The sequence below is a fragment of the Streptosporangium becharense genome, from assembly GCF_014204985.1.
Classification (GTDB): domain Bacteria; phylum Actinomycetota; class Actinomycetes; order Streptosporangiales; family Streptosporangiaceae; genus Streptosporangium; species Streptosporangium becharense.
This window is the reverse complement of the sequence record NZ_JACHMP010000001.1, coordinates 299,146-320,957: the sequence shown is the minus strand read 5'-3', so window position 1 is coordinate 320,957 and position 21,812 is coordinate 299,146. Positions and strand designations below refer to the sequence as shown.

Genomic DNA, 21,812 nt, shown 5'->3' with positions numbered 1-21,812 from the left:
GAGCGGTGCGGACGCAACGTATCGACCCGGTGAACTGTTCGGTGGCACGTGCCCTGGCGGTGGTGGGGGAACGCTGGTCGCTGCTGATCGTGCGTGAGGCGCTGGACGGCGCGCGCCGCTTCGGGGAGTTCCGGGCCCGCCTCGGTATCGCGAGCAACCTCCTGTCCGCCCGGCTCGACACCCTCGTGGCGGCGGGAGTGATGCGGCGCGTCCCCTACCGGGAACCGGGTGACCGGCAGCGCTTGGAGTACCGGCTCACCGACCGGGGGCTCGATCTGCGGCCCACGCTGGTCGCGTTGCTGGAATGGGGTGACAAGCACCTCGCCGACGCGCAAGGGCCGTCGGTCATCGTCCGGCACCGGCCCACCGATGACCGGACCACCTGCGGGGAGCCGGTCAGGGTCACTCTCGAATGCGCCGCGGGGCACACCCGCCTGCCGCCGGAAGCGATCTACCGTGCGCCTGGCCCGGGTGCCCGCTTCCGTGACGGCGCCTGACCGGGCGCGGATCCTCAGCGGGTCCGCCACGGGAGGACCGGGGCAGGTGGTCGTCCATGCCGGGTTCGCCGCGCCCGGACAACGTGCTCAGTCGCTGACGTACCGGTGATGGGTGGTAAGCCGTCCCTCGTCGTCCAGGATGTGGAAGGCGAGCGCGGGCGGCTGGTCGAGGTGGACGTGGTGCCCGGGGTGGGCTCGGTGCTCCCAGGGGAGCCGGAGGGTGGAGACGACTCCCGGCGCCACCAGCAGCGGCCGTCCGGCGAAGGTGGTCGCCGCCGAGGTGTGGGCGTGCCCGCACAGGAAGGCCGTGAGGTTGGGGTGGCGGTCCGCGATCGCGGCGAGCCGTTCCGCTCCGAACTGGCGGATGCCGTCGATGAAGGGGACGTGCAGCGGGACCGGCGGGTGGTGGAAGCCGACCAGGACGGGCACCCCGGCCGGGGCTCGGACCAGGATGTCCTCCAGCCACGCCAGCGTCTCGTCCGCGAGGAAGCCCTTGTCCTCGCCCGGCACGGAGGAGTCGCACAGGGCGACGACGAAGCCGGCCGCGTGGTGTGCCTGGTTGATCGGGGCCGTCGTCGCCGGCTGCCCGAGCAGATGCTGCCGGAACGCGGCGCGCTCGTCGTGGTTGCCGGGGCAGATCACGACCGGATGCCGGGAGGTCAGCAGCTGGCGGGCCTGTTCGTACTCGGCCGGTAGGGCGTTGTCGGTGATGTCACCGGTGACCAGGACGGCGTCCAGGTCGTAGGGGAGGTCCTCGAGGTAGTCCATGACAGCCCGGGTGCGCCTGATGCTGCGCTGCCCGCTGTCGATGTGGGTGTCGCTGAGGTGGGCGATCACGATCATCGGAGGGTCCCTTCGGTCCGGTGGCGGGATGTGAGCCAGGACGGCCGGACGGCGTCTGGCGGGACGTGGGGCTGCTGGAGCGGAGCGGCGCGACCGTGGGCCGGTTGGGCGGGGACGGTGTTCAGGTTGCGAGCAGGGCGGCCAGGTCGGCGGGCACGGGCATCGGCCGGGTGAGGCCGACGCGGGCGCGGCCGGTGTTGCCTTCGGGGTAACGGCCCAGAGCCGAGCCGGGCGCGGCGACGATGATCCGGATCACCTGGCCGAGGGCTTCACGCCGGTCGCGCCGGGCCACCGCCAGGGCGAACATCGCGATGTGGTTGGCCGTGTGCGGCCAGGGCCAGGGCTGCGACAGGATGTGGGCCCGTTCCAGGTGGCGCCACCGGGCGGCGAGGTCGGCGGCGGTGCGGGCGGCGGCCATCTCCGTGGCGTAGGCGGCACGCACGGCCGCCGGCATGGTGCGGCGCTTCACCGCGTGTTCTCCCCGGTCCTCATGCTCGGTGCGGTCTGTTCGTCCCGGCAGCAGGCGTCGGCGCAGCCCGGCGCGCAACCGCAGCCGGTCGCCGGTTTCCCGCCGGCGGCGGGCAGAGCGCAGTCGTCGCACTGTTCACCCTTCCACGCCTCGATACCTTCGCGTACGGCGACGGCGGCGATGACCAGGGCGGCGATCGGGTCGGCCCACGACCAGCCGAACGCGGCGTTGAGCGCCAGGCCGGCCAGCAGCACCGCCGACAGGTAGGTGCACAGCATCGTCTGGGTGGAGTCGGCCACCACGGTGGCCGAGCCGAGCTCGCGGCCGGTGCGTCGCTTGGCCGCGACCAGCAGCGGCATCACCACCACCGAGACCGCGGCCAGGGCGATGCCGGCGGGGGAGGACGCGGCTTCGCCGCCGGCCGACAGCGAGCGTACGGCGTCGATGCTCACCCAGGCGGCCAGCGCGAAGAACGAGACCGCGATCAGGCGCAGCGCCGTGCGCTCGCGATCCTCCGGGACACGGGAGCGGAACTGCCAGATGACCACGGCGGCCGAGGAGACTTCGATGAAGGAGTCCAGCCCGAAGCCGAGCAGCGCGGCCGAGGAGGCCGCGGCTCCGGCGGTGAGCGCGACGACGCCTTCGAGCAGGTTGTATCCGGCGGTGGCGTAGGCCAGGTGCAGGCTGCGCCGACCCAGCGCCGCGCGCCGCTCGGCGGTCAGGACGGGGGGCGTCATGCGATCACCGGGGGTTCGGTCGCCGGGACGGCGGGGCCGGAGACCGGGCACAGGGCGACCGCGTGGCCGGTGGCGGCCAGCAGGGCCTCGGTGGCGGCGAGCATGTCCATCAGTTCCGGGCGGGTCAGGGTGTAGAACGACTGGCGTCCCTCGGCGCGGTAGTCGACCAGGCCGCAGTCACGCAGGCACGCCAGGTGCTTGGACACCGTGGACTGGGCCAGGCCGAGCTCGGCGGTCAGGTCCACCACCCGGGCCTCACCACGCGCCAGGCGGGCCACGATGCGCAACCGGGTCTCGTCGGACAGGGAGTGGAACAGCGCGGCCGCCGGAGTGATGCCGGCGGCGATGTCGGCTTGGACGCACCGCCCGCCACTATTCATCGCCATATGGCGATGATAGTCATGCTGGGCGATTATTTTCCAGTGCCGGAAGCCGGCCTCATCCGGCGGGCCGGTCCATCAACGCTCGGCGGATGCGGGGGTGGGGGATCACGGTTCCCGGCCGGGCGTCGGTGCGGGGGTGGGCGGCAGGTGAACGGTCATGATCAGGTGGCAGGTTTCGGTGCCCGCTCCGCGGTAGGTGTGGGGGGCGTCGCCGTTGAACGTGGCGGTATGGCCGGCCCCGAGGGAGTGTTCGGTGCCGTCGACGACGAGGGTCATCCGGCCGGAGGTGACGCTGACGGTCTCGACGACCCCGGCCTGGTGGGGGTGGCTGGGGTAGTCCTCGCCGGGCTCCAGTCGCCAGCGCCACACTTCGACGGGGCCGGGGGTGGAGGTCGTCAGCATGAGCCGGGCCTCGCTGCCCCGCTCGCCGGTCCACAGGGGTGCGACGGTGTCGGCGGCGACGATGCGGACGCGGCCTTCGGGCGGTCCCTGCATGAGGTCGGACACCGAGACGCCGAGGGTGTCGGCGAGCCGGACCAGGGTGGCGAGGTTGGGGTTGCCCTGGGCTTTCTCCAGGGCGACGAGGGCCCCCTTGCTGACCTGGGCACGTCGGCCCAGCTCCTCCAGGGACAGGCCGGCGCGCTGCCGGGCCGCTCGGACGTTGTTCGCCACCGTCCGTAGGGCCGCGGTCGGTTCTGTCATGTGATCACCCTCCCACCTGGAACGGTCTGTTGCACCGACCGGTCGTTCGATTGGCCTCTTCCGGTCGTTCTGGCATACATTGTAGTCGTTTCATTGTACTTTCAGGGAGGTGCCGTGATCGCTCTGCTGCTGGCTCTGGGCAGCTCGCTCGCCTATGGATGCGCTGATTTCCTCGGCGGGCTGGGTGCGCGGAAGGCCCATGTGCTGCGCACGGTGATGGTCGCGGCTCCGGCCAGTCTGGTGGTCGAACTGCTGCTATGGCCGCTGCTGGGAGCCTCCTTCAGCGCCGGGGCGGTCGGCTGGGGTGCCGCCTCGGGTGTCGCCTCGGCCGCCGCGTTCGCCCTGCTCTACCGCACCCTGGCGATCGGTCCGATGAACGTGCTGTCGCCCGTGACCGCGCTGGTGTCCGCCGCACTGCCCGTCGGTGTGGGGCTGGTGCAGGGCGAGCACCTGGCCGCCGCCGGGCTGATCGGCCTGCCGCTCGCGCTGGTGGCGGTGGTGCTGGTCAGCGCCGGTCCCGGCGTGCGCTCAGCGCGGCCTTCGCGGGCCGCGCTGCTGCTGGCGTCCGGTGCGGGCACCGCCATCGCCCTCCAGCTCGTCTTCCTGCACCAGGCGCCGTCCGACAGCGGGGTGGCTCCGCTGATCGTGGGCCGGGCGGTCGCCTCGGCCGTCACCCTGGCCGCGGCCGGGCTGATGCACCGCAAGCTGGGCTCCGAGCGGCCCGCATACGCGCTGTCGGCGGCCGCGGGCGTGCTGGACTCGGTGGCGAACCTGCTGTTCCTGCTCGCCGCCCGCAGCGGGGACCTCACCGTCGTCGCCGTGATCACCGCCCTCTACCCGGCCGGCACGGTCCTGCTCGCCCGTGGCGTGCTCGCCGAACGCATCGGCCGTGGCCAGCTCGTCGGCCTGGGCACCGCCGCCGTCGCCGTCAGCCTCCTCGCCCTGACCTGAGCAGGCCCGTAATCCACCGCACCGCCGAACACTCAAGGAGACCAGCATGTTCATCCAGCCCTGGGACGTCGGCCTGGACGACGCCGAATGGCGGACCTGGATCGCCGAAGGCCACGATTTCGGACAGCTGAGCGTCAACGGCCTGCCCGGCCACCCGCCCATCGCCGTCCCCACCCATTTCACCTGTGACCGGGACCACCTGCTGATCCACCTCGCCCGGCCCAACCCGGTCTGGAAGGCGATCGAGCACGATCCGAACGTCATCTTCACCGTCATCGGCGACTACGCCTTCGTCCCCGGCCCCTGGCGCGCCAAGGCCGGCACCCCGCCCCACGACGGCGTCCCCACCAGCTACTACACGGCCGTCCAGTTCACCTGCCGTGCCCACATCATCGACGACCCCGAGGCCAAGGCCGAGCTGCTGCGCCGCCAGCTCGCCCACTTCCAGCCCGACGGCGACCACGCCCCGGTCGCCGTCGACCAGCCCCCCTACGGCCGGATGCTGCCCGGCATCCGCGGTCTGCGCCTGGAGGTCACCGACGTGCTGGCCAAGTTCAAATACGACGACCACAAGTCCGTCGGGCACCGCGCCGCCGTCGCCGACCACCTCACCGAACGCGGCCAGGGCCTCGACGTGTCCACCGCGCGCCAGCAGCGCCGCCGCCTGGACCGCATCGGCCTCTGGAAGTCCTGACCCGCGACCGTGCTCGTCCCCCCGCCGCGGCCACCGGATCGCTGCCGGGCCGTCCGGTGCCCGGCACGGACGAGGCCCTGGAAGCGGTGCGGATTGGCGGCATCTCACCGCCGATCGCGCTCGGCCTGCTGCTGACAGGGGCGTCCGAGCGCGCCGTTCTCGATCGGGCGGGTGAGGCGGACGGCTCACCCGCGGCGACGATCGTCCGGGTCGTCGTGCCGGTGACGACCCGGGCGATCGAAGCCCTCTGCCCACTCTTCCGGCTCGGCCCGGTGGCCGGTGCCCGGAACCGTTCCCGAACCTCCGGCCGGTCCTACGGCCGTCGCGCCACCAGGAGCAGCCGGGGGCTGCCGAACCGGAACGGCGTGCCGTCGGCGTCGCCGTACAGCTCGACGCCGGTGAACCCGGCCTCGGTGACCAGCCGGACGACCTCCGCCGCGGTGTAGACGTGCTGCACGGAGGTCCCGCGGTGCTCCTGTGTGCCCCGGCGGAAGGTGAAGGAGGTGAGCCAGCGGCTGTTCACCGCGTCGTACTCGTTGACCGAGACGGCCTCGACTCCGCCGAACGTCATCGGCGGCTCCTCCAGCGCCAGGTTCGGCAGCAGCGACTCGGCCACGAATCCGTAGTCCAGGATGAGCGTGCCTCCTGGCACGACGATCCCGGCGAGGCCCGCGAGGAACCGCTGTGTGCCGGCGTGCTCCAGGTAGCCGAAGGCGTTGCCCATGCACATCGCCGCGTCGGCCCGGACGTCGGTGGGAAGCGTGCGCATGTCGCCCCGGCGCAGGTCGAGGTCGAGCCGTTCGCCCGCGGCGACGGCGCGGGCATGGGCGACGGCCTCGGCCGAGACGTCCAGGCCGGTGACCCGGCAGCCGCGCCGGGCGAGTTCGAGGGCGTGCCGGCCGCTGCCGCAGGCCACGTCCAGCACCCGGGAACCGGGACGGAGCCCGGCCAGGCGGATGACGAAACCGACCTCGGCGGCGGTCATCTCCTCGGGTACGGCCGCGCGCCAGAAAGCGTTGGGCAGTTCAGTGAAGAAGTCCGCGTACCACGCGGACAGGGAGTCGTGCGACATTCCATGTGCTCCGGATCAGGTGCGCGGCAACCGGTGCCACGCGGACGAGAGGATCTCTGTGAGACCGGGGCACAACGAACGGGAGCGTTCACACGCACCGCGCCGGCCGTTGGAACGGCCGTCTCGTCATCCGCCCCGGAGTGACCGGGCGGTGACCATGGCATCGCCTTCTCATGATCGGCCGGGCCTGACCCGGCGGGAGCAAGTACGGCCAGCGTACGATCCACCCCGGGGCTTTTCAACGGGATAACCGGCCGTTCTCCGCCCGGGGGACGCGGTGGTGCCGGTTGTCGGTGCCCGGGTGCCTGAGCGGCCCCCGGACCGTGGCCGGATGTGCTCACCTCTGCGGGCGGGAGGCGGCACGGTGCCAGGCGGCGTCGCGCAGCAGGCGCAGCCCGTTGAGGGCGACGATGACGGTGGAGCCCTCGTGCCCGGCCACGCCGAGCGGCAGCGGCAGGTCGCCGAACAGGTCCCAGGTGACCAGGACGGCGATGAAGGCGGCGGCGATGACGAGGTTGGCGATCACGAGGCGGCGGGCGCGCCGGGCCAGCGCGAGGACGGCGGGGACGGTGCCCAGTTCGTCACGGGTGATGACCGCGTCGGCGGTGTCCAGGGCCAGGTCGGACCCGGCGCGACCCATCGCGATGCCGACGTGCGCGGTCGCCAGGGCGGGGGCGTCGTTGACGCCGTCGCCGACCAGTGCCACCCGTGCGCCGCGGCGCTGCAGGTCGGTCACGGCGCTCACCTTGTCCTCGGGAAGCAACTCGGCGCGCACGTCGTCGATGCGGGCCCGGTGCGCCAGCCGGGCGGCGGCCGGCGCGTTGTCGCCGGTCAGCAGCACGGGCGCGGCACCGGTCAGCGTGGTCAGGCGGTCGACGGTGTCGGCGGCGCCGGGACGGATCCGATCCGCCAGTGCCAGCACGCCGGCCGGTGTGCCGCCGATGCGGACCACGACAGCGGTGTACCCGCCGCTCTGCAGGCCGGCGACCACCTCGTGTGCGGTCCGGTCGCGGTCGGGGTGCAGGAGGTGGGCCGGGCCCGCCACCTCGACGAGCAGGCCGTCGACGCGGGCGCGCACGCCCCGGCCGGGCTCGGAGCCGAACTCGTCCACCGGCGCGATCGCCAGGCCGGCCGTGCGGGCGGCCTGCACCACGGCGCGGCCCAGAGGATGCTCCGACGGCTGCTCGGCGGCTGCCGCCAGCGCCAGCAGCCGCTCCTCGGTGAGGTCCGCGGCACCGGGCAGCAGGTGGATCTCGGCCAGGTGCGGACGCCCCTCGGTCAGCGTGCCGGTCTTGTCGAAGGCCACCTGGGTGACGGTGCCGAGCCGTTCCATCACGACCGCGGACTTGACCAGTACCCCGTGCCGGCCTGCGGTGGCGATCGCGGCCAGCAGCGGCGGCATGGTGGCCAGGACCACCGCGCACGGCGAGGCGACGATCATGAAGGTCATCGCGCGCAGCAGGCTGTCCCGCACGTCCACGCCCCACAGCAGCGGCAGCGTGAACAGCGCCACCGTGGCGGCGACCATGACGACGGAGTAGCGCTGCTCGACCTTCTCGATGAACAACTGTGTGCGTGCCTTGGTGGCGCTGGCCTGTTCCACCAGGGCCACGATCCGGGCGATCACGCTCTCGCCGGCCGGGCGTGTCACCCGCACGTGCAGCGCGCCGGTGCCGTTCAGGGTTCCCGCGAACACCTCGTCGCCGGCCTGCTTGTCGACCGGCAGGCCCTCGCCGGTGATGCTCGCCTGGTCGACGTCACCGTGCCCGGCGATGACGCGGCCGTCGGCCCCGATCCGCTCTCCCGGGCGTACCAGGATCACCTCGCCGACCTGCAGCGTGGACGCCTCCACCACCTCCTCCGTCATCTGGTCGCCGTCGGAGCCGATCCGGGTGGCCCGTGCGGGGGCCAGGTCCAGCAGCGCGCGTACCGAGTCGGCGGTGCGCTTGGTGGCCACAGCCTCCAGCGCGCCGGAGGTGGCGAAGATCACGATCAGCAGCGCACCGTCGAAGACCTGCCCGATCGCGGCGGCGCCGATCGCCGCGGTGACCATCAGCAGGTCCACGTCCAGTGTCCGTTCGCGTAGCGCCTGTAGCCCGGCGAGTCCCGGCTCCCAGCCGCCGGCGGCGTAGCAGGCCAGATACAGGCCCCACCACAGCCACGGCGGAGCCCCGGCCAACTGGCAGAGGCCGCCGGCGGCGAACAGCGCGGTGGCGGCCGTCGCCCAGCGCACCTCGGGCAACGACCACATGTCCGACCACCGCCAGGTCACGCCCCGCGCCGCCGGGGCGGTCGCGGTCTCGGGTCCGGGGGGCGGAGGGGTTCTCAGCTCGGTCACCGAAGCATCGTATATGCGCATTCACGCAGATACGCAAGTAGCGGGTCTCGGGGCTATGCTGTCGCCATGCACAGCTCGCTGCCCGACTTCGAGATGCCCAACGAGGAGCAGGTGCACCTGGCGGCCGAGTCGTTCCGGTTGCTGTCCGACCCCACCCGCATCAAGATCCTCTGGGCGTTGCTGCAGGGCGAGTCGTCCGTCGCCTGCCTGGCCGAGCTCGCCGACGCCGCCCCCACCGCGGTCAGCCAGCACCTGGCCAAACTCCGCCTCGCCGGGCTGGTCAAGGGTCGGCGCGAGGGCACGTTCGTCTACTACAGCGCCGCCGACGAGCACGTACGCCGGCTGCTCACCCAGGGCCTCTATCACGCCGACCACATCGACCGGGGCGACTCGTCCACCGCCCCTGGCCAGGTGAACGGCACCCACCCCGCCCGCGACGCCTCCTGAGCGCCGGAGGGCTCGGGGGAGGTCCGGGGGCGGGGATCTCTTCCTGTCGTCAGGGAGTGTTCTCGCGGCGGACCCTCATCGGCAGGATGCCATCATGTAATAAATCTACATTGTAAAGGAACTGTCCGAATTTCGAACACCACTTCCGGAAAGACCAGCAGCTGATCGACGAAGACAACCCCGAGGCGTCCGAGTAGGGTCACCCCGTCCATGCGGGTGCGCACCATTGGGAGAGGGGATCAGCCGCTCTGTGCTCGGGTGTCCAGGCCGGTGTCCACGGTCATGGTCCCGGCCGCGAGACCAGGACCATGACCCGCTGACTCGCGGGCGGGAGTCGACGAGTTCCGTAGTGGTCGGTCAGCGCAGGTTCTTCTGCATCACGTCCCACTCGGTGCCGCACAGCCCGCAGCCGGGGCCGACGAACCAGGCTTTGGCGGCGGTGTCGCCTTTGAGCTGCCACTTGAGCCAGGCGGAGCCTACCCGGCCGAACTCGCCGCCGTTCGGCTGGGAGAAGGTGCCCATGTGGCCGACGTCGAGGTTGCCCATGAAGGCGGGCAGGCCGGCGGGGAGGCGGTTCCAGTCGTCCATGGCGTTGGGGTGGGCGATGTCGTCCGGGCCGCCGATGACATAGATGATCGGGGCGTGGAGCCGGGCGAGCTGGTAGTTGTCGGAGTCGTCGAGCATGCCGCTGTTGAAGATGCCCGTGGTGGTGACCCGCGGGTCGTCGGACACCTCGTAGGCCTCGAGACCGCCACAGGACTGCCCCATCACCGCGATCTTCGTGGTGTCGATCCTGCCTCGGTACTTGCTGGTGTACCGGGTGTTCTCGGCGATGGCCCAGTCGATGGCCTCGGTGAGCATCTCGGGATCGGTCTGGCCGAAGCCGCCGGGCCGGCCGTTGGCGATGACCAGGAAGCCGTGTGAGGCGAACTCCTTGAGGATGTTCTCGAACCAGGTCCCGTCGGCGCGGCACGCCCCGTTGCCCCACACCACGATCGGGAGCTTGAGCCCGGCGGGGATCGTCTGGGGCCGGTAGATGGTGTGGTCGCGCAGCCTGATGGTGGTCTCGTAGTCGGCGGGGTAGGGGCCCGAACCGCCGACGGCGGCGTGGACGGGGCCGGCCGGCAGGTGGAGCAGAGCACCGGCCAGGACGAAGGCGGCACCTGCGGTGACCGTCCGCCGGATGAGCCGTCTGAGGTTCATGGGGTCTCCTCGATGGGGCGGGGGGTGGATCCGGGGGGAGAGGTTTCTCCGGGCGTGTCGCCCGCCGGAGCGGGGCTCTCATTGGACAGATCAGGCGTCGCCCGTAATGGAAATATAGAAAGACGAGCGGGGCCCCTCAACGGACCGGTCGTGAGACCGGTGATATCACCGATACCACCGACGATGTCTCCGCGATGGCCGGGGACGCCAGGCGGGGTCACACGGCCTGCGAGACACGCCGCTGAAATGCTGCATGTTCGTCATCGATCGTGAATATGTATGTCATCCGTAAACTGGGCTTATGACGAGTACGAGTGCGGTGACCGCCGGCCCGGGTGATGGCTCCGAGGGGGAGTTCAGGCTGCCGCGGACGCAGAGTGGCCCTCAGCCGCAGCATCTGCTCGTCACCCTGCTCGGGGACTACTGGCACGGCCGGACGGAGCATTTGCCGTCGGCCGCGCTCGTCGCGTTGCTCGGGGAGTTCGGCATCTCGCCGGCCGCCGCCCGTGCGGCGCTGAGCCGGTTGGCGCGCAGAGGCGTACTGGAGTCGTCGAGGACGGGCAGGCGGACCGGTTACGGGTTCACGAGCCGGGCGTCGGCGGCGGCGCTGCTCGACCAGGGGATGCGGCGCGTCGTGTCGTTCGGGGCCGTCTCACGTCCCTGGGACGGGCAGTGGCGCATGGTGATCTTCTCGGTGCCGGAGGAACGGCGCGACGTCCGGCACGCGGCCCGCGCGCGGCTGCGGTGGCTCGGTTTCGCGCCACTGTACGACGGTGTCTGGATCTCCCCCCGTGACGCGGGGGGAGAGGCCGCGCAGGCTCTGGCCGGACTGGGGGTGCGCAACTACGTCGTCATGACCGCGCAGGTCCTGCCGGGGGCTCCCCAGGGTGCCGCCCCGATCGAGGCGTGGGATCTCGACGAGGTCCGGTCGCGTTACGACGGGTTCGTGACCGCCTGGGGACCGTGGCTGGGGCGTGCGCGAGAAGGCGCCGTCGGCGCGGCGGAGGCCCTGGCGGCCCGTACCGAGCTCATGTACGCCTGGCTGCACTTCCCCAGCCTCGACCCCGAACTTCCCGCGGAACTGCTTGCGGCGGACTGGCCGCGCGAGCGCGCCTACGCGATCTTCGCCGAACTGTACGACTGCCTGGGGCCGCTCGCCGAGATACGCGTGCGGCAGGTGGTCGCGCGCTTCTCCCCGGAGCTGGCCCCGCTCGTCCGGCACCACACGCATCGGGGAAGGCGACCGGCCCGGCCCGCGGCGCCGTGAGACGCGGGAGGTCCCAGGCCGTCAGCCGGTCCGGTGGGAAAGTCTCCGTGATCTCCGGGGGAGCCCGGTGTGAGAAACTTTACCGATCTTGGAGTCGAGTTGTGGAGTCGTCCATGCGTCCCCGTGTCATCGCCTGCCTTCCGGTGCTGCTGCTCTCCCTGAGCGCCTGTGGGGGGAGCCCCGAGCTGAAGACCGCGCCTGCCGCTGCGGGGGCGGGGGCCCCGGCGGCGTCCGTCTCCTCGGCGCCGCCCGTGTACGGGAAGTCCGCGCCGTGGACGAACGTACAGGTGGCCTGGTCCTCACCCAAGCGAGTGTTCACCGGATCCGGCGCCGCGTGCGGCAAGATCCGGCTGCCCCAGGGCACCAAGGCGTCGATCAAAGTCGTCGCGGGTCGTGTCTCCTGCGGAACGGCTCTGCGGGTCTTCCGTACCTACTACCGCCCGAGCACTCCCAAGCAGGGCAGCGGCGCGGCCGCGGTCGTCGCCGGATGGTACTGCTCCAGCGCCTCGGCCGCGGAGGCGAGCGCCGGCGGCCGGCTCTCCACGTGCCAGAAGGGCGGGGTGAGAATCGTGGCGAACGCCGTCCGGTGACCACCGGTCGTCCGTCACCGGTGGTCACCGGACGGGTGGTGCGTCGGCCGTAGCCGGCCGGGGGAGGTGACCCGCCGACGAAGCACTACTGGGCGGGGGTCACGATCTGGATCAGGTTCCCGCAGGTGTCGTCGAAGACCGCCATGGTCACCGGCCCCGCCGTCATCGGCTCCTGCGTGAACGTCACCCCCAGCCCACGCAGCCGCTCGTACTCCGCCTGTGCGTCCGCCACCTGGAACGAGGCGGCCGGGATGCCGTCGGCGACCAGCCCATCCTTGTACGGCTTGACCGCGGGGTGCCCGTCCGGTTCCAGGAGCAGCTCCGTGCCCTCGGGGTCCTCCGGTGAGACGACCGTCAACCATCGGGCCTCGCCCATCGGGATGTCGTGTTTCTTGGCGAAGCCGAGCACCCCGGTGTAGAAGTCGAGGGCCTTCTGCTGGTCGTCCACGAACACGCTGGTGACGTAGATCTTCACGGCGCTTGTCCTTTCCTGGTGACCGGCCACCGCTCGAGGATGGCGGCCAGGGGAGTGGTGTCGAGGTGGTGGAACTTGTATCGCCCCTGCCTGCGCGTCGTGATCAGCCCGGCCTCCTCCAGCACCGCCAGATGCTGGGACACGGCCTGCCGGGTCAGGCTCAGCTGATGTCGACTCGTCAGGCGGACACAGATCTCGAACAGGGTCTGGCCGTCTTGCTCGGTCAGCTCGTCGAGAATGATCCGCCGGGTGGGGTCGGCGAGGGCCTTGAAGACATCGCCCATACGGCAATGATAGGCAAGTCTTCACTTGCCTGTCAATGCGGCGATGTCGCCTTACCGCCCCAGGGCCCGGCGTCGCATCGGCGGGGCGGGGGCGTGTTCGTCGGAGACTTCGCCCCCCTCCCCGCCGGAGGTGCGCTCCGCGCCTCCGGCGGGGAGCCGGTGAAACCACCATGATCATTAAGGGTGGATCACGCGCGGGGGAAGAAGCCGTAGTCGAGCTGCTCGGCGAGGAGGGTCATGCGTTCGACGGTGCGGGCGTTGATCAGCGGCCCGGCGTCGACGTAGCGGAAGGGGGTCGCCGTGCCGAGCCGCATCACCTCCTGCTTCGCTTCGTGATCATCCGAGATGACGAGGACGTCGCTGACCGTCGTGTCGAAGTCGGGCCTGTCGAAGGTGTTCCACCAGACGTTCTTGAAGGCGCCGACCACGCGCGTCCGGGGCAGTGCCTCGGCGATCTGCTCGGCACTGCTGACATCCCAGGGGGTGGTGAAGTCGGAGTAGTCGGCGTTGAACGGGTTGGTGATGTCGATGAGGATCTTCCCCTCCAGGGTCGGGCCGAGCCGCTCCAGCAGGGCGAGCAGGCCGTCTCGCATGAAGATCGCAGGCAGGACGATCGGCGCGGCCAGGGCCTGGTCGTAATCTCCGGCGGTCAGTGTCTTCAGGCCCAGATCGGCGACCAGTGAACGAGCCTTCTCAAGGTCACGTGAGCCGAGGGTCACCTCGTGCCCGGCCCTGGCGTACATCGCCGCCAGGCGTGAGCCCATTCGCCCCGTCCCAAGGATTCCTACCTTCATCGCTTGCTTCCTCCGGTGGTCGATGTCGTCGGCATGGTCGAGCGGAGCCGCGGCGGCGGTCCGCCTGTCCGACGCTGGAGGATGCTATATCGCAATATTTAAATATTCAATCCTGTGTTAGGGTGTGAACGTGAATCCGGATGAGCAGTGGACGGCCGCCGCGCTTCGAGCCCTGTCCAACGATGCGCGGCTGGACATCATGCGCTGGTTGAAAGATCCGACTGCGCACTTCACCCCGCAGTCCGTGGGTTCGTTCGAGGTCGAGGGGGTGTGCGCCTCGACGATCCAGGAGCGCCTGGGGCTCGCCCAGCCGACCGTGTCGGCCCATCTGCGGACGCTGCACCAGGCAGGGCTCGTCGTCCGTACCAAGGTCGGCGCATGGCAGTTCTACAAGCGTGACGAACAGGCTGTCCGGCGCCTCCTCGACACGCTTGCAGCGGAGTTGTAGCGCCGCCCGCCCGATCTCGCCGCTCCGGCCGGTCTTCCCCCGAGTCCGCGTGGGAGGGCTCCGGCCGTCCCCATCGACCCGGAGCCGCGCCGACGGGATTTCCGGCCTGCGCCGGGCTCCGGCCGCGGCGCAGGCCGGGAATCCCGGTCCCCGCCGATCGCCCCGCTGCCGGTGTCCCGCGGGTGCTCGCCGGCGTCACGGACGCCTCGGCCCGCCGCCCTTGCGGTAGAGAATGAGGAGGACGACCGCGACCAGCGGCTGGAGGATGTCGGTGGGGATCGTCCAGACGTTGTTGGGCGCCGTGTTGCCGTGCGCGGCCCACTGCATGATGTGGCCGGCGGCGTCGCCCCAGTAGAGGATGGCGACGGCGATGACCGCGGCGGTCATGAACGACCCCCTGTTCCAGATGCTCAGCAGGCCGATGGTGCCGATCGCGATGTCGGCCCACCCGACCTCCCACTGGAACGGGCTGTGCGCGAACCCGATGCTGTCGGCGATCTGCGGCGCGTACGGGCCGATGTGCGTCAGCCCGCCGAAGGCCGACAGCGCGCCGCCCCCGGCCACGAACCACAGCAGCCAGATCTCGACCACGCGGTACCGGGTGCGCCGCGCCGGCGCCCGGTCGACGAGCGTGTGCACCAGTGCGGCGGCCACCAGCCCCAGGAAGGCGACGACAACGAAGACCATGGCAGCAGGGTAGGGACAACCCCGGTGATCGGATCGCAGGTCGCGGGGCGTGTCCCGGATCAGTTGGCCGCGTGGGAGGGTCCGGATCAGGGGCTGGGAATCGGTGCTGAGCTGGAGCGGCGGGGAAGGGGCCTCCTGACGTGACCGAGGGCATGCGCGTCACGAGGCGGTGACATCCCCATGCCCCGGACGGCCTGCGGATGGGCCGGCCGCGGTCACCCGCCCGCTCCCGCTCGCTCCCGGGCGGGTGACCGCGGCTCAGCGGCGAGTGATCGGGAGCTGCAGCTCGGTGACCCAGTTCTCCTGCGGATCCGGTTCGGCCACGAGGTAGAACTCGCGACACACCTCGTCCGGCCCGTAGCCCTGTTCGGCGGTCCACTGGTGGAGCGCCTCCCAGGTGCCGCCGATGGTGGCCATCGAGCCGCGGTGGACGGTCGTCGCGGCCGATTCGACGGCCGGGAGCTCGACGACCTCGAAACCGTCCCCGGAGACGACGTCCGGGCCGACGGGGAACCCGGCGGTCACGATCACCCCGGAGCCGTCGCCGGCCGTGTCCGCCCCGTAGGTGGCGACCGACGTCGGCCCGACGTGCACGCCGGCGTCGGCGACACTGCGGTACAACCGGTCGAACAGCGGCCCGATGACCGGGGAGATGGCGGCCGGCCCGAAGCCTCCCGCGGTCGCCGTGGCGCGGGCGACGCGCAGGGGCGGCAGCGACTTGACCTCGACCGTGAGTGCGGCGAGTCGCCGGCTCTGTTCGGACATGGGTGATTCTCCTTCGAGTTGTCGAAGACGGGCATCGAGGCGGCGCAGGCACGCGGTCTCACGCTCGATCTGCGCCGCGAGCTCCGCTCGCCTGGCGGCCAGCAGCTCGTACAGCTCCTCGCCGTCGACCTCGCCGCGGACGACCCGCGTGATGGCCTCGAGCCGCAACCCGAGGTCCTTGAGCGCCAGGATGTGGTCGAGCGCGGCGAACTGCGAGTCGTCGTAGAAGCGGTACCCGCTTGACGGGTCGACCCGCGCCGGGGTCAGCAGGCCGATGCTGTCGTAGTGCCTGAGCATCCGGATCGACACTCTGCCGATCGATGCGAACTCTCCAATGGATAGCATGACGTCCCCCACGATGCCGTCTCACACAGTGTGAGGGTCAAACCCCCCACTTTCAGGCCGGTCCGAGCTGCCGGGTGATCGTCGGGTCTGTGATCGCCGTGTCGTCGGCCAGGAGGAACGCCTTCGAAAGGATCACCGACAAGGTGCCTCCGTCGTCCTCGAACGGCAGGAACATCGATCCGGCCGCGTGCCCGTTCGCCGGGACGATGCACAGGTAGGCGTCGTTGGGCTCCATCAGAATGTTCGTCGACCCTAGATGGATCTTGTATGTTTTCAGGTCACCCCGTACAAGAAGGAATCTGTCGGTCAGTTCCGTCCGGGAGGCGATCTTCAATTTCGGCAGCAGCCGCGCCAGCACCTCGCGCCGGGTCTTGGCCGTCTGCGTCAGCTCGCCGAAGCCGTGGGAGCGCCAATGGTGTTCGTGGCCGATCGGCGCCTGGTCGTCGCGGGCGACCGAGGCCACGCCCACGGCGAGGTCGGCCTCGCGGAGGATTTCCGACAGCACCAGCGGCGGCAGGTCGGCCATCGACGCCGGTTGCCCGTCGCGGTGGAAGGTGATGCCCTCGGTGGCGCACAGCATGGTGGTCTCGGCCTCGGGGGCGGGGACGATGTGCATGGCCCAGTGCGCCTGCCAGCCCGCCAGATCGCGCACCACCTCGCCCTGGTCGCCGCCGCCCCCGTAGTCCCAGTCGCCGATCGACCGGCCGGTCCAGCCGCGCTGGCCCAGCAGGGTCCGGGCTTGGCCGTAGCGCAGAATGTGACCGGCGAAACGGTTGGAGAAGGTGCCGGTCCGCTCCTCGGCGGGGGCGGCAGGTAGAGCTCGCGGAAGACCTGCTTGAACGGCTGGCGTACATCGTTCTCGAGGAGATGGTCGCGCCATGCCGCCACCTCGTCGGCGGTCGCGTGGATCGGGTACCACAGGCCTGCCACGGTATCGGGGGCAGGACGGTGGCCGGCCAGTTCCCAGCCGTCGGCGGTCTTGACCGGCAGGGCCGCCGGGCCGCCGGCGATCTGCCAGACCAGGGTGCGGGCGTAGGGGCCGGTGACGGGATGGTCGAGGAGCGGACCGGCACCTTCGCCTGAATTCTGGACAGCGGGACGATCACGTCGGGGCCGCCCTTGCGGGCCAGGACGCCGACGGCGGCGTTGGTGACGGGTTCGCAGCGGCACGTGGAGCCCATCCCGTTGCTGCCGGTGCCGCAGGTCATCGCGACGTCGGTGACGAGCGAGGTCACCCAGCGCTCGTCGATGACCTGGCAGGTCCACAGGATGCCGCGTACCACGACGATGGTGTGCTCCTTGAGGAAGACCTTGTCCCGCCACTCCTCGTCGTCATGGCGGACGACCCGGTCTCCGCCCCGGTAGGCCACCAGCCGTGTGAGCAGCTCACGGACCAGGGCGATCGCACCGGGGGTGAGCATCCGCGCGGCGTTCCTGAGCCACCGGACGCTGGGCCTGGTCGAGCGGGCGGTGTTCCAGTGGCGGAACAGCGGCAGCACCTCGACCAGGCGCGGGCCGTACTCCTCGGCCGGCATGCGGGCGAAGTGGTCGGTGTCTCCGATCGCAGCACCCGGACGCCGCGGAGTGAGATCGGGCAACACAAAGGCAGACAAACAGTGCTTTCCATGACGCGCTGACATGTTTCTTACCGACACCCCTTTAGGTCAGAGGCGAGCTCCTGGTGACGGTGCTGCAGGAAGGCGCGCTCGGTCGCGTTCTGCGTGCGGACCGCCGCCGCCTCGTAAGCCCGCGCCGCCTCCGCACCGCGGCCCAGGCGACGCAGCAGGTCGGCGCGGATGGCGTGGTACAGGTGGTAGCGGTCCATGGCCCGCTCCGCGGCCAGGGCGTCGACCAGGAGCAGCGCGGCCTGTGGCCCCTCGACCTCGGCGACGGCGACCGCGCGGTTGAGCGCCACGACAGGGTTCGGGTTCTGGGCCAGGAGCAGGTCGTACAGCTGCAGGATTTGCCGCCAGTCGGTGGCGGCGGCGTTCGGGGCGTCGCTGTGGACGGCGTTGATCGCCGCCTGGACTTGGTACGGGCCAGGGCGGCCGCGTCGCAGGCACGCCCGTACCAGGACTCGGCCCTCGGTGATGAGGTCGTGGTCCCAGCGGGTGCGGTCCTGGTCGGCCAGCGGCATCAGGTGGCCGTCCGGGCCGGTACGGGCGGCCCGCCGGGACTCGGTGAGCAGCAGGAGCGCCAGCAGCCCCAGGACCTCCGGTTCGTCGGGCATGAGCTCGGCCAGTAGCCGGGCCAGGCGGATCGCCTCGGTGCACAGGTCCTCGCGGCCCAACCGCTCGCCCGAACTGGCCGTGTGCCCCTCGGTGAAGATCAGGTAGACCACGGCCAGCACCGAGCGCAGACGCTCCGGCAGGTCGGCCTCACGGGGGAGGCGGTAAGGGATCCGAGCGTCGCGAATCTTGTTCTTGGCCCGGACCAGCCGCTGGGCCATCGTCGGCTCGGGCACCAGGAACGCGTGCGCGATCTGCGCCGTGGTGAGCCCGCCCAGCAACCGCAGCGTCAGCGCGACGCGGGCGGCGGGGGCCAGTGCCGGATGGCAGCAGATGAACAGCAGGCGCAGCTGGTCGTCGCGCACGGGCCCCTCCTCGGCCGGTTCGTCACGGGTGTTCAGCAGGACGGCCTGGGCATACCGGTCGTCGCGCGAGGCCTCCCGGCGGTGGCGGTCGACGGCCCGGTTGACGGCAGTGGTGATGATCCAGCCCGCCGGGCTCGGCGGTGCCCCTTCGACCGGCCAGCGTCGCAGCGCCGCGGCGAACGCCTCCTGGACCGCCTCCTCAGCGGTGTCGATCTCACCGAAACGGCGGACCAGGACGGCGACGGCACGGCCGTACTCCTCGCGGAAGACACGCTCGATCTCCGCGGTGGACGGGCTCGACGCGCCGGGCGTCATCGCGGCCCCCACCGGTACGGTGCCGGCGGTCGCGGGTGCGACCACCGGCGTCCGGGGAAGGCGGCCTCGCAACGGATGCACGTGTGATCCCTACGCCAGGTGGTCATCCGGCTCCCCTTGGAACGGGCGCACCTCCACCGGAAGCGTGGTCACCCGGGCGAGCTTGCCTCCCCACTCCAGTGCGGCGTCCAGGTCGGGTGCCGCGATGATGGACATGCCGCCGACGTGCTCCTTGCCCTCGGCGTACGGGCCGTCGGTGATGAGCACCTCCTCGTCGCGGACCCGCACCACGGTGGCCGTGGCCGGGTCGTGCAGCCCGCCGGCGAAGACCCACGCGCCGGCGGCCCGCAGTTCGTCGTTGAAGGCCTTCACGTTCCGCATGATCGGTTCCAGGACCTCGGGCGCGGGCGGGCCGCCGTCGGGCTGCTGGATGCTGAGCAGGTAGTGCTTCATCTTCCGGGCCTCCTTGATGTGTCGAACGTCGCGGCCGGCGTTCGCCGGCCTCTCACCCTCTATACGAACGGCCTTGCGCCGGATCGACACGGTACGCTGAGAAAGCCTGCGGGTCGTGATCATGCGCGGGTACCGCTCACGCCCCGGGGGGAGCCCCAGTGGAAGCCGAGAGCGTCGGTGATGATTGGGGCAGGGCTGCCTCGGACGTGCTGGCGGATGGCGGCTCCGCGGGCGGGAAGGGTCAGGACGCCGAGGACGTGACGTGCGTTCTGTCGCGGTCGCCGCCCTCTAACCGCTGTTGCGCGGGCTGACCGATTGGGTCACCGGCAGCCGCGTCGTACGGTGGGAGGAGGCCATGGCCGCAGTACCGGTCGGACATGTACGTGCGGTGACCGCGTACCGTTCCGCGATGACCGCGGCGGATCCGATTGTGCTCGCCGGAGACCACCTGGGCTTTCCCTGGACGGACTCGGCCGCTTTCAATGGCCGGTAGGCCGCCGACCGGCTGCTCGCCCACGGCCTTCTCCCAGGAGGCCGACCGGCTCAGCCGCCCTGGCTCAAGACCTGCTAGGAGCTTTCTAGGAGGCGGCTAGGAGTCGGCTGAAAAGGCCTTGATCTCATGGCGAGAGAGGAACGACTGGGCGGCCTGCCGACGTTGCGGAACGTCTTGTTCGTGGTGCACGTCGGCATTGCTTGAGAGCCACGGCGGAATCAACGTCCTAGTCCGGCCCAAGAAAACGCCAACCCCCCCTGCCATAGTGGTACCCATGAGGGCAAAGGCAAACAAAACCATGATGCGGTCTAACGTCAGGCGTATAGTCGCGGTGGCCGTCGTCGCCACTGCGGGAGTCGTCTGCTCGATCGCCCCGGCCGCAGCCATGGGCGAAAGTCGGGTGACTGTTTGGAATTTCAACTCGATCGGCCCCGGGGCAACCGCGGATGTCAGTAAGGACTGTCCGTCGGGGGCTCCGTACGTCGTCGGCGTGACCGCCGAAGGATCGGGCCAGGGAATGGAAAAGGAACCAGACGGCGACCCCATCGCGACCACGAGGGTCAAAATCGAAGCGATCACCTTGGCGAACTATCCGGCGAGCTCGTCCATCAAATTCTCCAACACCACCAAGGGTGATGAGAACCCGGTGGTCAAGGTCTCGATGAAGATCACCCTAGAATGCTCGAACGTTAATCCGGGAAAGTTCCCGAAGAAGATCACCGTTTTGACCGTCGCACGCACGCCGCAACCTCCCGGCGATAACAGGTACGGGCCCAGACTAACGGTGAGGACCTATTGCCCTGGTGGCACCCGCATCGACGATGGGGCCTGGGCGGAATACGACTGGAACTTCGCATACCTCGTGAACGGATCGGTGGCCTTCACGGATCGTGACGTGAGGTCGTCCTTCGACGGACATGGCGGCAAGTCCACCGAGATCAAGCAGTTCGCGGAATGCCTATTTAATTAACGCGAAGACAAAGACCTCTAAAGGGGCCCCGGCAGTGATCGCTGCAAAAGCAACGGAAATGCTGGTCAGAGCCTCGGCGGACGGTCTTCCAGGGCCAACCTTGGAAGGGCTTCTGACCTGCGTATCCGTTGGAAATTTCACCGATACTACCGGGACTTCGACCTCAAGCGCGGCCAGATGCACCCCTACCACATCCCCGGCGACCGCGGCCGGCCCGTCGTCGCCCCGCCGCTTGCCGCCGTGGTGGTGGGCCTTTCCTGAATACCGCAGATCGATGCTGTCGCCTTTGACGCTGGTGGTCTTCTCGCGGCAGCGGTCGGTGCGATGATGGTGCCATCCAAGATCAGGTGGGGTAGTCCCTGGGTTTGGGCGTGGCGCAGGCACTGGTGCAGGTCGGGTGCCTGATCGACCAGGATCTCGATGGCCTCGTCCAGGTAGCGGTAGGCGGTGGCACGGGAGATGTGGTGGTCGCGGGCCAGGGCGGTGGGGTTGGTGCGGTCGTGAAACCAGTGCAGGACCAGGACAGCTTGGCCGAAGCAGGTCAGTGCCCGGGTGTCGGCGCGGGTGCCGCGCCGACGGCGTTCGGCGGCCAGGAGGGTGGCGACATGGCGAACCAGGTCCCGGGAGACGTCGAGCGTGGCACGATAGGTGATCACGTGGAGCTTTCCGGTTGAGGATCTTGTGGTGAGACCTCTTCTGCCGGGGGCTCCACGCTCATTTCAGGGACATCGCGACCTATCCCGGTTCGTGCGCGTCAATGACGCTTGGCGGCATAACACCGCAGATGCTTGACCTGTTCTCGCTGAGATCACCTCACTCTTCACCATTCAACTTTCTCGTCATCTCGCCATGGTGAATCGTTCACCTGTCATACACCGAATCGCATTCTGGTGGCGATTGTATGCGCGATTAGAAGAGACGCCATATGAGCGTCCCGACTTGGAACGAGGAAGAATGCCTTCTACCGGTAGCAACCGTAACGGCGCCGCTTACGCGC

At 70.3% G+C, this 21,812-nt stretch carries 27 protein-coding genes; 9 read left to right on the top strand and 18 right to left on the bottom strand.

What is annotated here, in order from left to right:
* The first annotated feature begins 5 nt into the window (after window positions 1-5).
* A complete protein-coding gene (locus tag F4562_RS01470; protein WP_184546340.1) occupies window positions 6-497 on the top strand; it encodes a winged helix-turn-helix transcriptional regulator in 492 nt (163 codons plus the stop codon).
* 87 nt (window positions 498-584) lie between these two features.
* Here F4562_RS01470 and F4562_RS01465 read toward each other — a convergent pair whose 3' ends face one another.
* The 5 genes from F4562_RS01465 to F4562_RS01445 form a co-directional block, all read right to left on the bottom strand.
* Window positions 585-1,340, bottom strand: a complete 756-nt coding sequence (locus F4562_RS01465; RefSeq protein ID WP_184546339.1) for a metallophosphoesterase — start codon at window positions 1,338-1,340, stop codon at window positions 585-587.
* 121 nt (window positions 1,341-1,461) lie between these two features.
* Window positions 1,462-1,809 (bottom strand): DUF3703 domain-containing protein, encoded by a 348-nt coding sequence (locus F4562_RS01460; RefSeq protein ID WP_311734217.1) that lies wholly within the window; start codon window positions 1,807-1,809, stop codon window positions 1,462-1,464.
* A complete protein-coding gene (locus F4562_RS01455) occupies window positions 1,806-2,546 on the bottom strand; it encodes a cation efflux transmembrane domain-containing protein (RefSeq protein ID WP_184546337.1) in 741 nt (246 codons plus the stop codon). Before F4562_RS01455 ends, F4562_RS01460 begins: the two co-directional genes overlap by 4 nt.
* Window positions 2,543-2,932 carry an ArsR/SmtB family transcription factor gene (locus F4562_RS01450; protein ID WP_184546335.1) on the bottom strand — a complete coding sequence of 130 codons (390 nt, stop codon included), beginning with the start codon at window positions 2,930-2,932 and terminating at the stop codon, window positions 2,543-2,545. Before F4562_RS01450 ends, F4562_RS01455 begins: the two co-directional genes overlap by 4 nt.
* A gap of 102 nt (window positions 2,933-3,034) precedes the next feature.
* The gene (locus F4562_RS01445; protein WP_184546333.1) at window positions 3,035-3,631 is read right to left on the bottom strand and encodes a helix-turn-helix domain-containing protein; all 597 of its coding nucleotides are present in this window, start codon (window positions 3,629-3,631) and stop codon (window positions 3,035-3,037) included.
* 114 nt (window positions 3,632-3,745) lie between these two features.
* Here F4562_RS01445 and F4562_RS01440 point away from each other — a divergent pair, with 114 nt between their 5' ends.
* Both F4562_RS01440 and F4562_RS01435 read left to right on the top strand, forming a co-directional pair.
* Entirely contained in the window at window positions 3,746-4,582 is an 837-nt protein-coding gene (locus tag F4562_RS01440; protein WP_184546331.1) for an EamA family transporter, read from the top strand.
* Between the two features lie 46 nt (window positions 4,583-4,628).
* Complete coding sequence (locus F4562_RS01435; RefSeq protein ID WP_184546329.1) at window positions 4,629-5,276, top strand: FMN-binding negative transcriptional regulator; 648 nt, start codon at window positions 4,629-4,631, stop codon at window positions 5,274-5,276.
* 313 nt (window positions 5,277-5,589) lie between these two features.
* On the opposite strand, the gene F4562_RS01430 is transcribed toward F4562_RS01435, so the two are convergent.
* Together F4562_RS01430 and F4562_RS01425 are read right to left on the bottom strand one after the other, a co-directional pair.
* On the bottom strand, window positions 5,590-6,348 hold the full coding sequence (locus tag F4562_RS01430) for a class I SAM-dependent methyltransferase (RefSeq protein ID WP_184546327.1): 759 nt from the start codon (window positions 6,346-6,348) through the stop codon (window positions 5,590-5,592).
* A 337-nt stretch (window positions 6,349-6,685) separates the two neighbouring features.
* Window positions 6,686-8,686: a heavy metal translocating P-type ATPase gene (locus F4562_RS01425; RefSeq protein WP_311734216.1), complete on the bottom strand. Its 2,001-nt coding sequence runs from the start codon at window positions 8,684-8,686 to the stop codon at window positions 6,686-6,688.
* Between the two features lie 66 nt (window positions 8,687-8,752).
* Between F4562_RS01425 and F4562_RS01420 the strand changes: the two genes are divergently transcribed.
* Window positions 8,753-9,133 (top strand): ArsR/SmtB family transcription factor, encoded by a 381-nt coding sequence (locus F4562_RS01420; protein ID WP_221207693.1) that lies wholly within the window; start codon window positions 8,753-8,755, stop codon window positions 9,131-9,133.
* 357 nt (window positions 9,134-9,490) lie between these two features.
* Here F4562_RS01420 and F4562_RS01415 read toward each other — a convergent pair whose 3' ends face one another.
* Window positions 9,491-10,336, bottom strand: coding sequence for a poly(ethylene terephthalate) hydrolase family protein (locus F4562_RS01415; protein ID WP_184546323.1), 846 nt, complete (start codon window positions 10,334-10,336; stop codon window positions 9,491-9,493).
* A 301-nt stretch (window positions 10,337-10,637) separates the two neighbouring features.
* Here F4562_RS01415 and F4562_RS01410 point away from each other — a divergent pair, with 301 nt between their 5' ends.
* Entirely contained in the window at window positions 10,638-11,603 is a 966-nt protein-coding gene (locus F4562_RS01410) for a PaaX family transcriptional regulator (RefSeq protein WP_184546321.1), read from the top strand.
* Between the two features lie 113 nt (window positions 11,604-11,716).
* Window positions 11,717-12,193, top strand: a complete 477-nt coding sequence (locus F4562_RS01405; RefSeq protein ID WP_184546318.1) for a hypothetical protein — start codon at window positions 11,717-11,719, stop codon at window positions 12,191-12,193.
* 85 nt (window positions 12,194-12,278) lie between these two features.
* Here the strand turns inward: F4562_RS01405 and F4562_RS01400 are convergent, their stop codons facing one another.
* From F4562_RS01400 to F4562_RS01390, 3 genes are all read right to left on the bottom strand, one after another.
* Window positions 12,279-12,668: a VOC family protein gene (locus F4562_RS01400; RefSeq protein WP_184546316.1), complete on the bottom strand. Its 390-nt coding sequence runs from the start codon at window positions 12,666-12,668 to the stop codon at window positions 12,279-12,281.
* Window positions 12,665-12,952: an ArsR/SmtB family transcription factor gene (locus tag F4562_RS01395; RefSeq protein ID WP_184546314.1), complete on the bottom strand. Its 288-nt coding sequence runs from the start codon at window positions 12,950-12,952 to the stop codon at window positions 12,665-12,667. Before F4562_RS01395 ends, F4562_RS01400 begins: the two co-directional genes overlap by 4 nt.
* A 188-nt stretch (window positions 12,953-13,140) precedes the next feature.
* Complete coding sequence (locus tag F4562_RS01390; RefSeq protein WP_184546312.1) at window positions 13,141-13,746, bottom strand: NADPH-dependent F420 reductase; 606 nt, start codon at window positions 13,744-13,746, stop codon at window positions 13,141-13,143.
* A 130-nt stretch (window positions 13,747-13,876) separates the two neighbouring features.
* Between F4562_RS01390 and F4562_RS01385 the strand changes: the two genes are divergently transcribed.
* Window positions 13,877-14,194, top strand: coding sequence for an ArsR/SmtB family transcription factor (locus F4562_RS01385; RefSeq protein WP_311734215.1), 318 nt, complete (start codon window positions 13,877-13,879; stop codon window positions 14,192-14,194).
* Between the two features lie 195 nt (window positions 14,195-14,389).
* Here F4562_RS01385 and F4562_RS01380 read toward each other — a convergent pair whose 3' ends face one another.
* The 4 genes from F4562_RS01380 to F4562_RS36605 all read right to left on the bottom strand — a co-directional run bounded on the left by F4562_RS01380 (window position 14,390) and on the right by F4562_RS36605 (window position 17,161).
* Window positions 14,390-14,881 carry a DUF6790 family protein gene (locus F4562_RS01380; protein WP_184546310.1) on the bottom strand — a complete coding sequence of 164 codons (492 nt, stop codon included), beginning with the start codon at window positions 14,879-14,881 and terminating at the stop codon, window positions 14,390-14,392.
* Between the two features lie 258 nt (window positions 14,882-15,139).
* The gene (locus F4562_RS01375; protein ID WP_184546308.1) at window positions 15,140-15,991 is read right to left on the bottom strand and encodes a MerR family transcriptional regulator; all 852 of its coding nucleotides are present in this window, start codon (window positions 15,989-15,991) and stop codon (window positions 15,140-15,142) included.
* A 52-nt stretch (window positions 15,992-16,043) separates the two neighbouring features.
* On the bottom strand, window positions 16,044-16,454 hold the full coding sequence (locus F4562_RS36780) for a DUF7737 domain-containing protein (RefSeq protein WP_446459033.1): 411 nt from the start codon (window positions 16,452-16,454) through the stop codon (window positions 16,044-16,046).
* Window positions 16,376-17,161 carry a DUF4132 domain-containing protein gene (locus F4562_RS36605; protein ID WP_375782493.1) on the bottom strand — a complete coding sequence of 262 codons (786 nt, stop codon included), beginning with the start codon at window positions 17,159-17,161 and terminating at the stop codon, window positions 16,376-16,378. Before F4562_RS36605 ends, F4562_RS36780 begins: the two co-directional genes overlap by 79 nt.
* On the opposite strand from F4562_RS36605, the gene F4562_RS34480 reads away from it, so the two are divergent.
* Window positions 17,141-17,356, top strand: a complete 216-nt coding sequence (locus tag F4562_RS34480; RefSeq protein WP_246473324.1) for a hypothetical protein — start codon at window positions 17,141-17,143, stop codon at window positions 17,354-17,356. The two genes, F4562_RS36605 and F4562_RS34480, sit on opposite strands and share 21 nt — an antisense overlap.
* Window positions 17,357-17,636: 280 nt before the next feature.
* Here the strand turns inward: F4562_RS34480 and F4562_RS01360 are convergent, their stop codons facing one another.
* Together F4562_RS01360 and F4562_RS01355 are read right to left on the bottom strand one after the other, a co-directional pair.
* Window positions 17,637-18,980, bottom strand: coding sequence for a sigma-70 family RNA polymerase sigma factor (locus F4562_RS01360; RefSeq protein WP_311734214.1), 1,344 nt, complete (start codon window positions 18,978-18,980; stop codon window positions 17,637-17,639).
* A 9-nt stretch (window positions 18,981-18,989) separates the two neighbouring features.
* The gene (locus F4562_RS01355) at window positions 18,990-19,352 is read right to left on the bottom strand and encodes a YciI family protein (RefSeq protein ID WP_184546304.1); all 363 of its coding nucleotides are present in this window, start codon (window positions 19,350-19,352) and stop codon (window positions 18,990-18,992) included.
* 824 nt (window positions 19,353-20,176) lie between these two features.
* On the opposite strand from F4562_RS01355, the gene F4562_RS01350 reads away from it, so the two are divergent.
* Window positions 20,177-20,815, top strand: coding sequence for a hypothetical protein (locus F4562_RS01350; RefSeq protein ID WP_184546301.1), 639 nt, complete (start codon window positions 20,177-20,179; stop codon window positions 20,813-20,815).
* A gap of 185 nt (window positions 20,816-21,000) precedes the next feature.
* Here the strand turns inward: F4562_RS01350 and F4562_RS01345 are convergent, their stop codons facing one another.
* A complete protein-coding gene (locus F4562_RS01345; RefSeq protein ID WP_184546299.1) occupies window positions 21,001-21,471 on the bottom strand; it encodes a hypothetical protein in 471 nt (156 codons plus the stop codon).
* Window positions 21,472-21,812 lie beyond the last annotated feature (341 nt).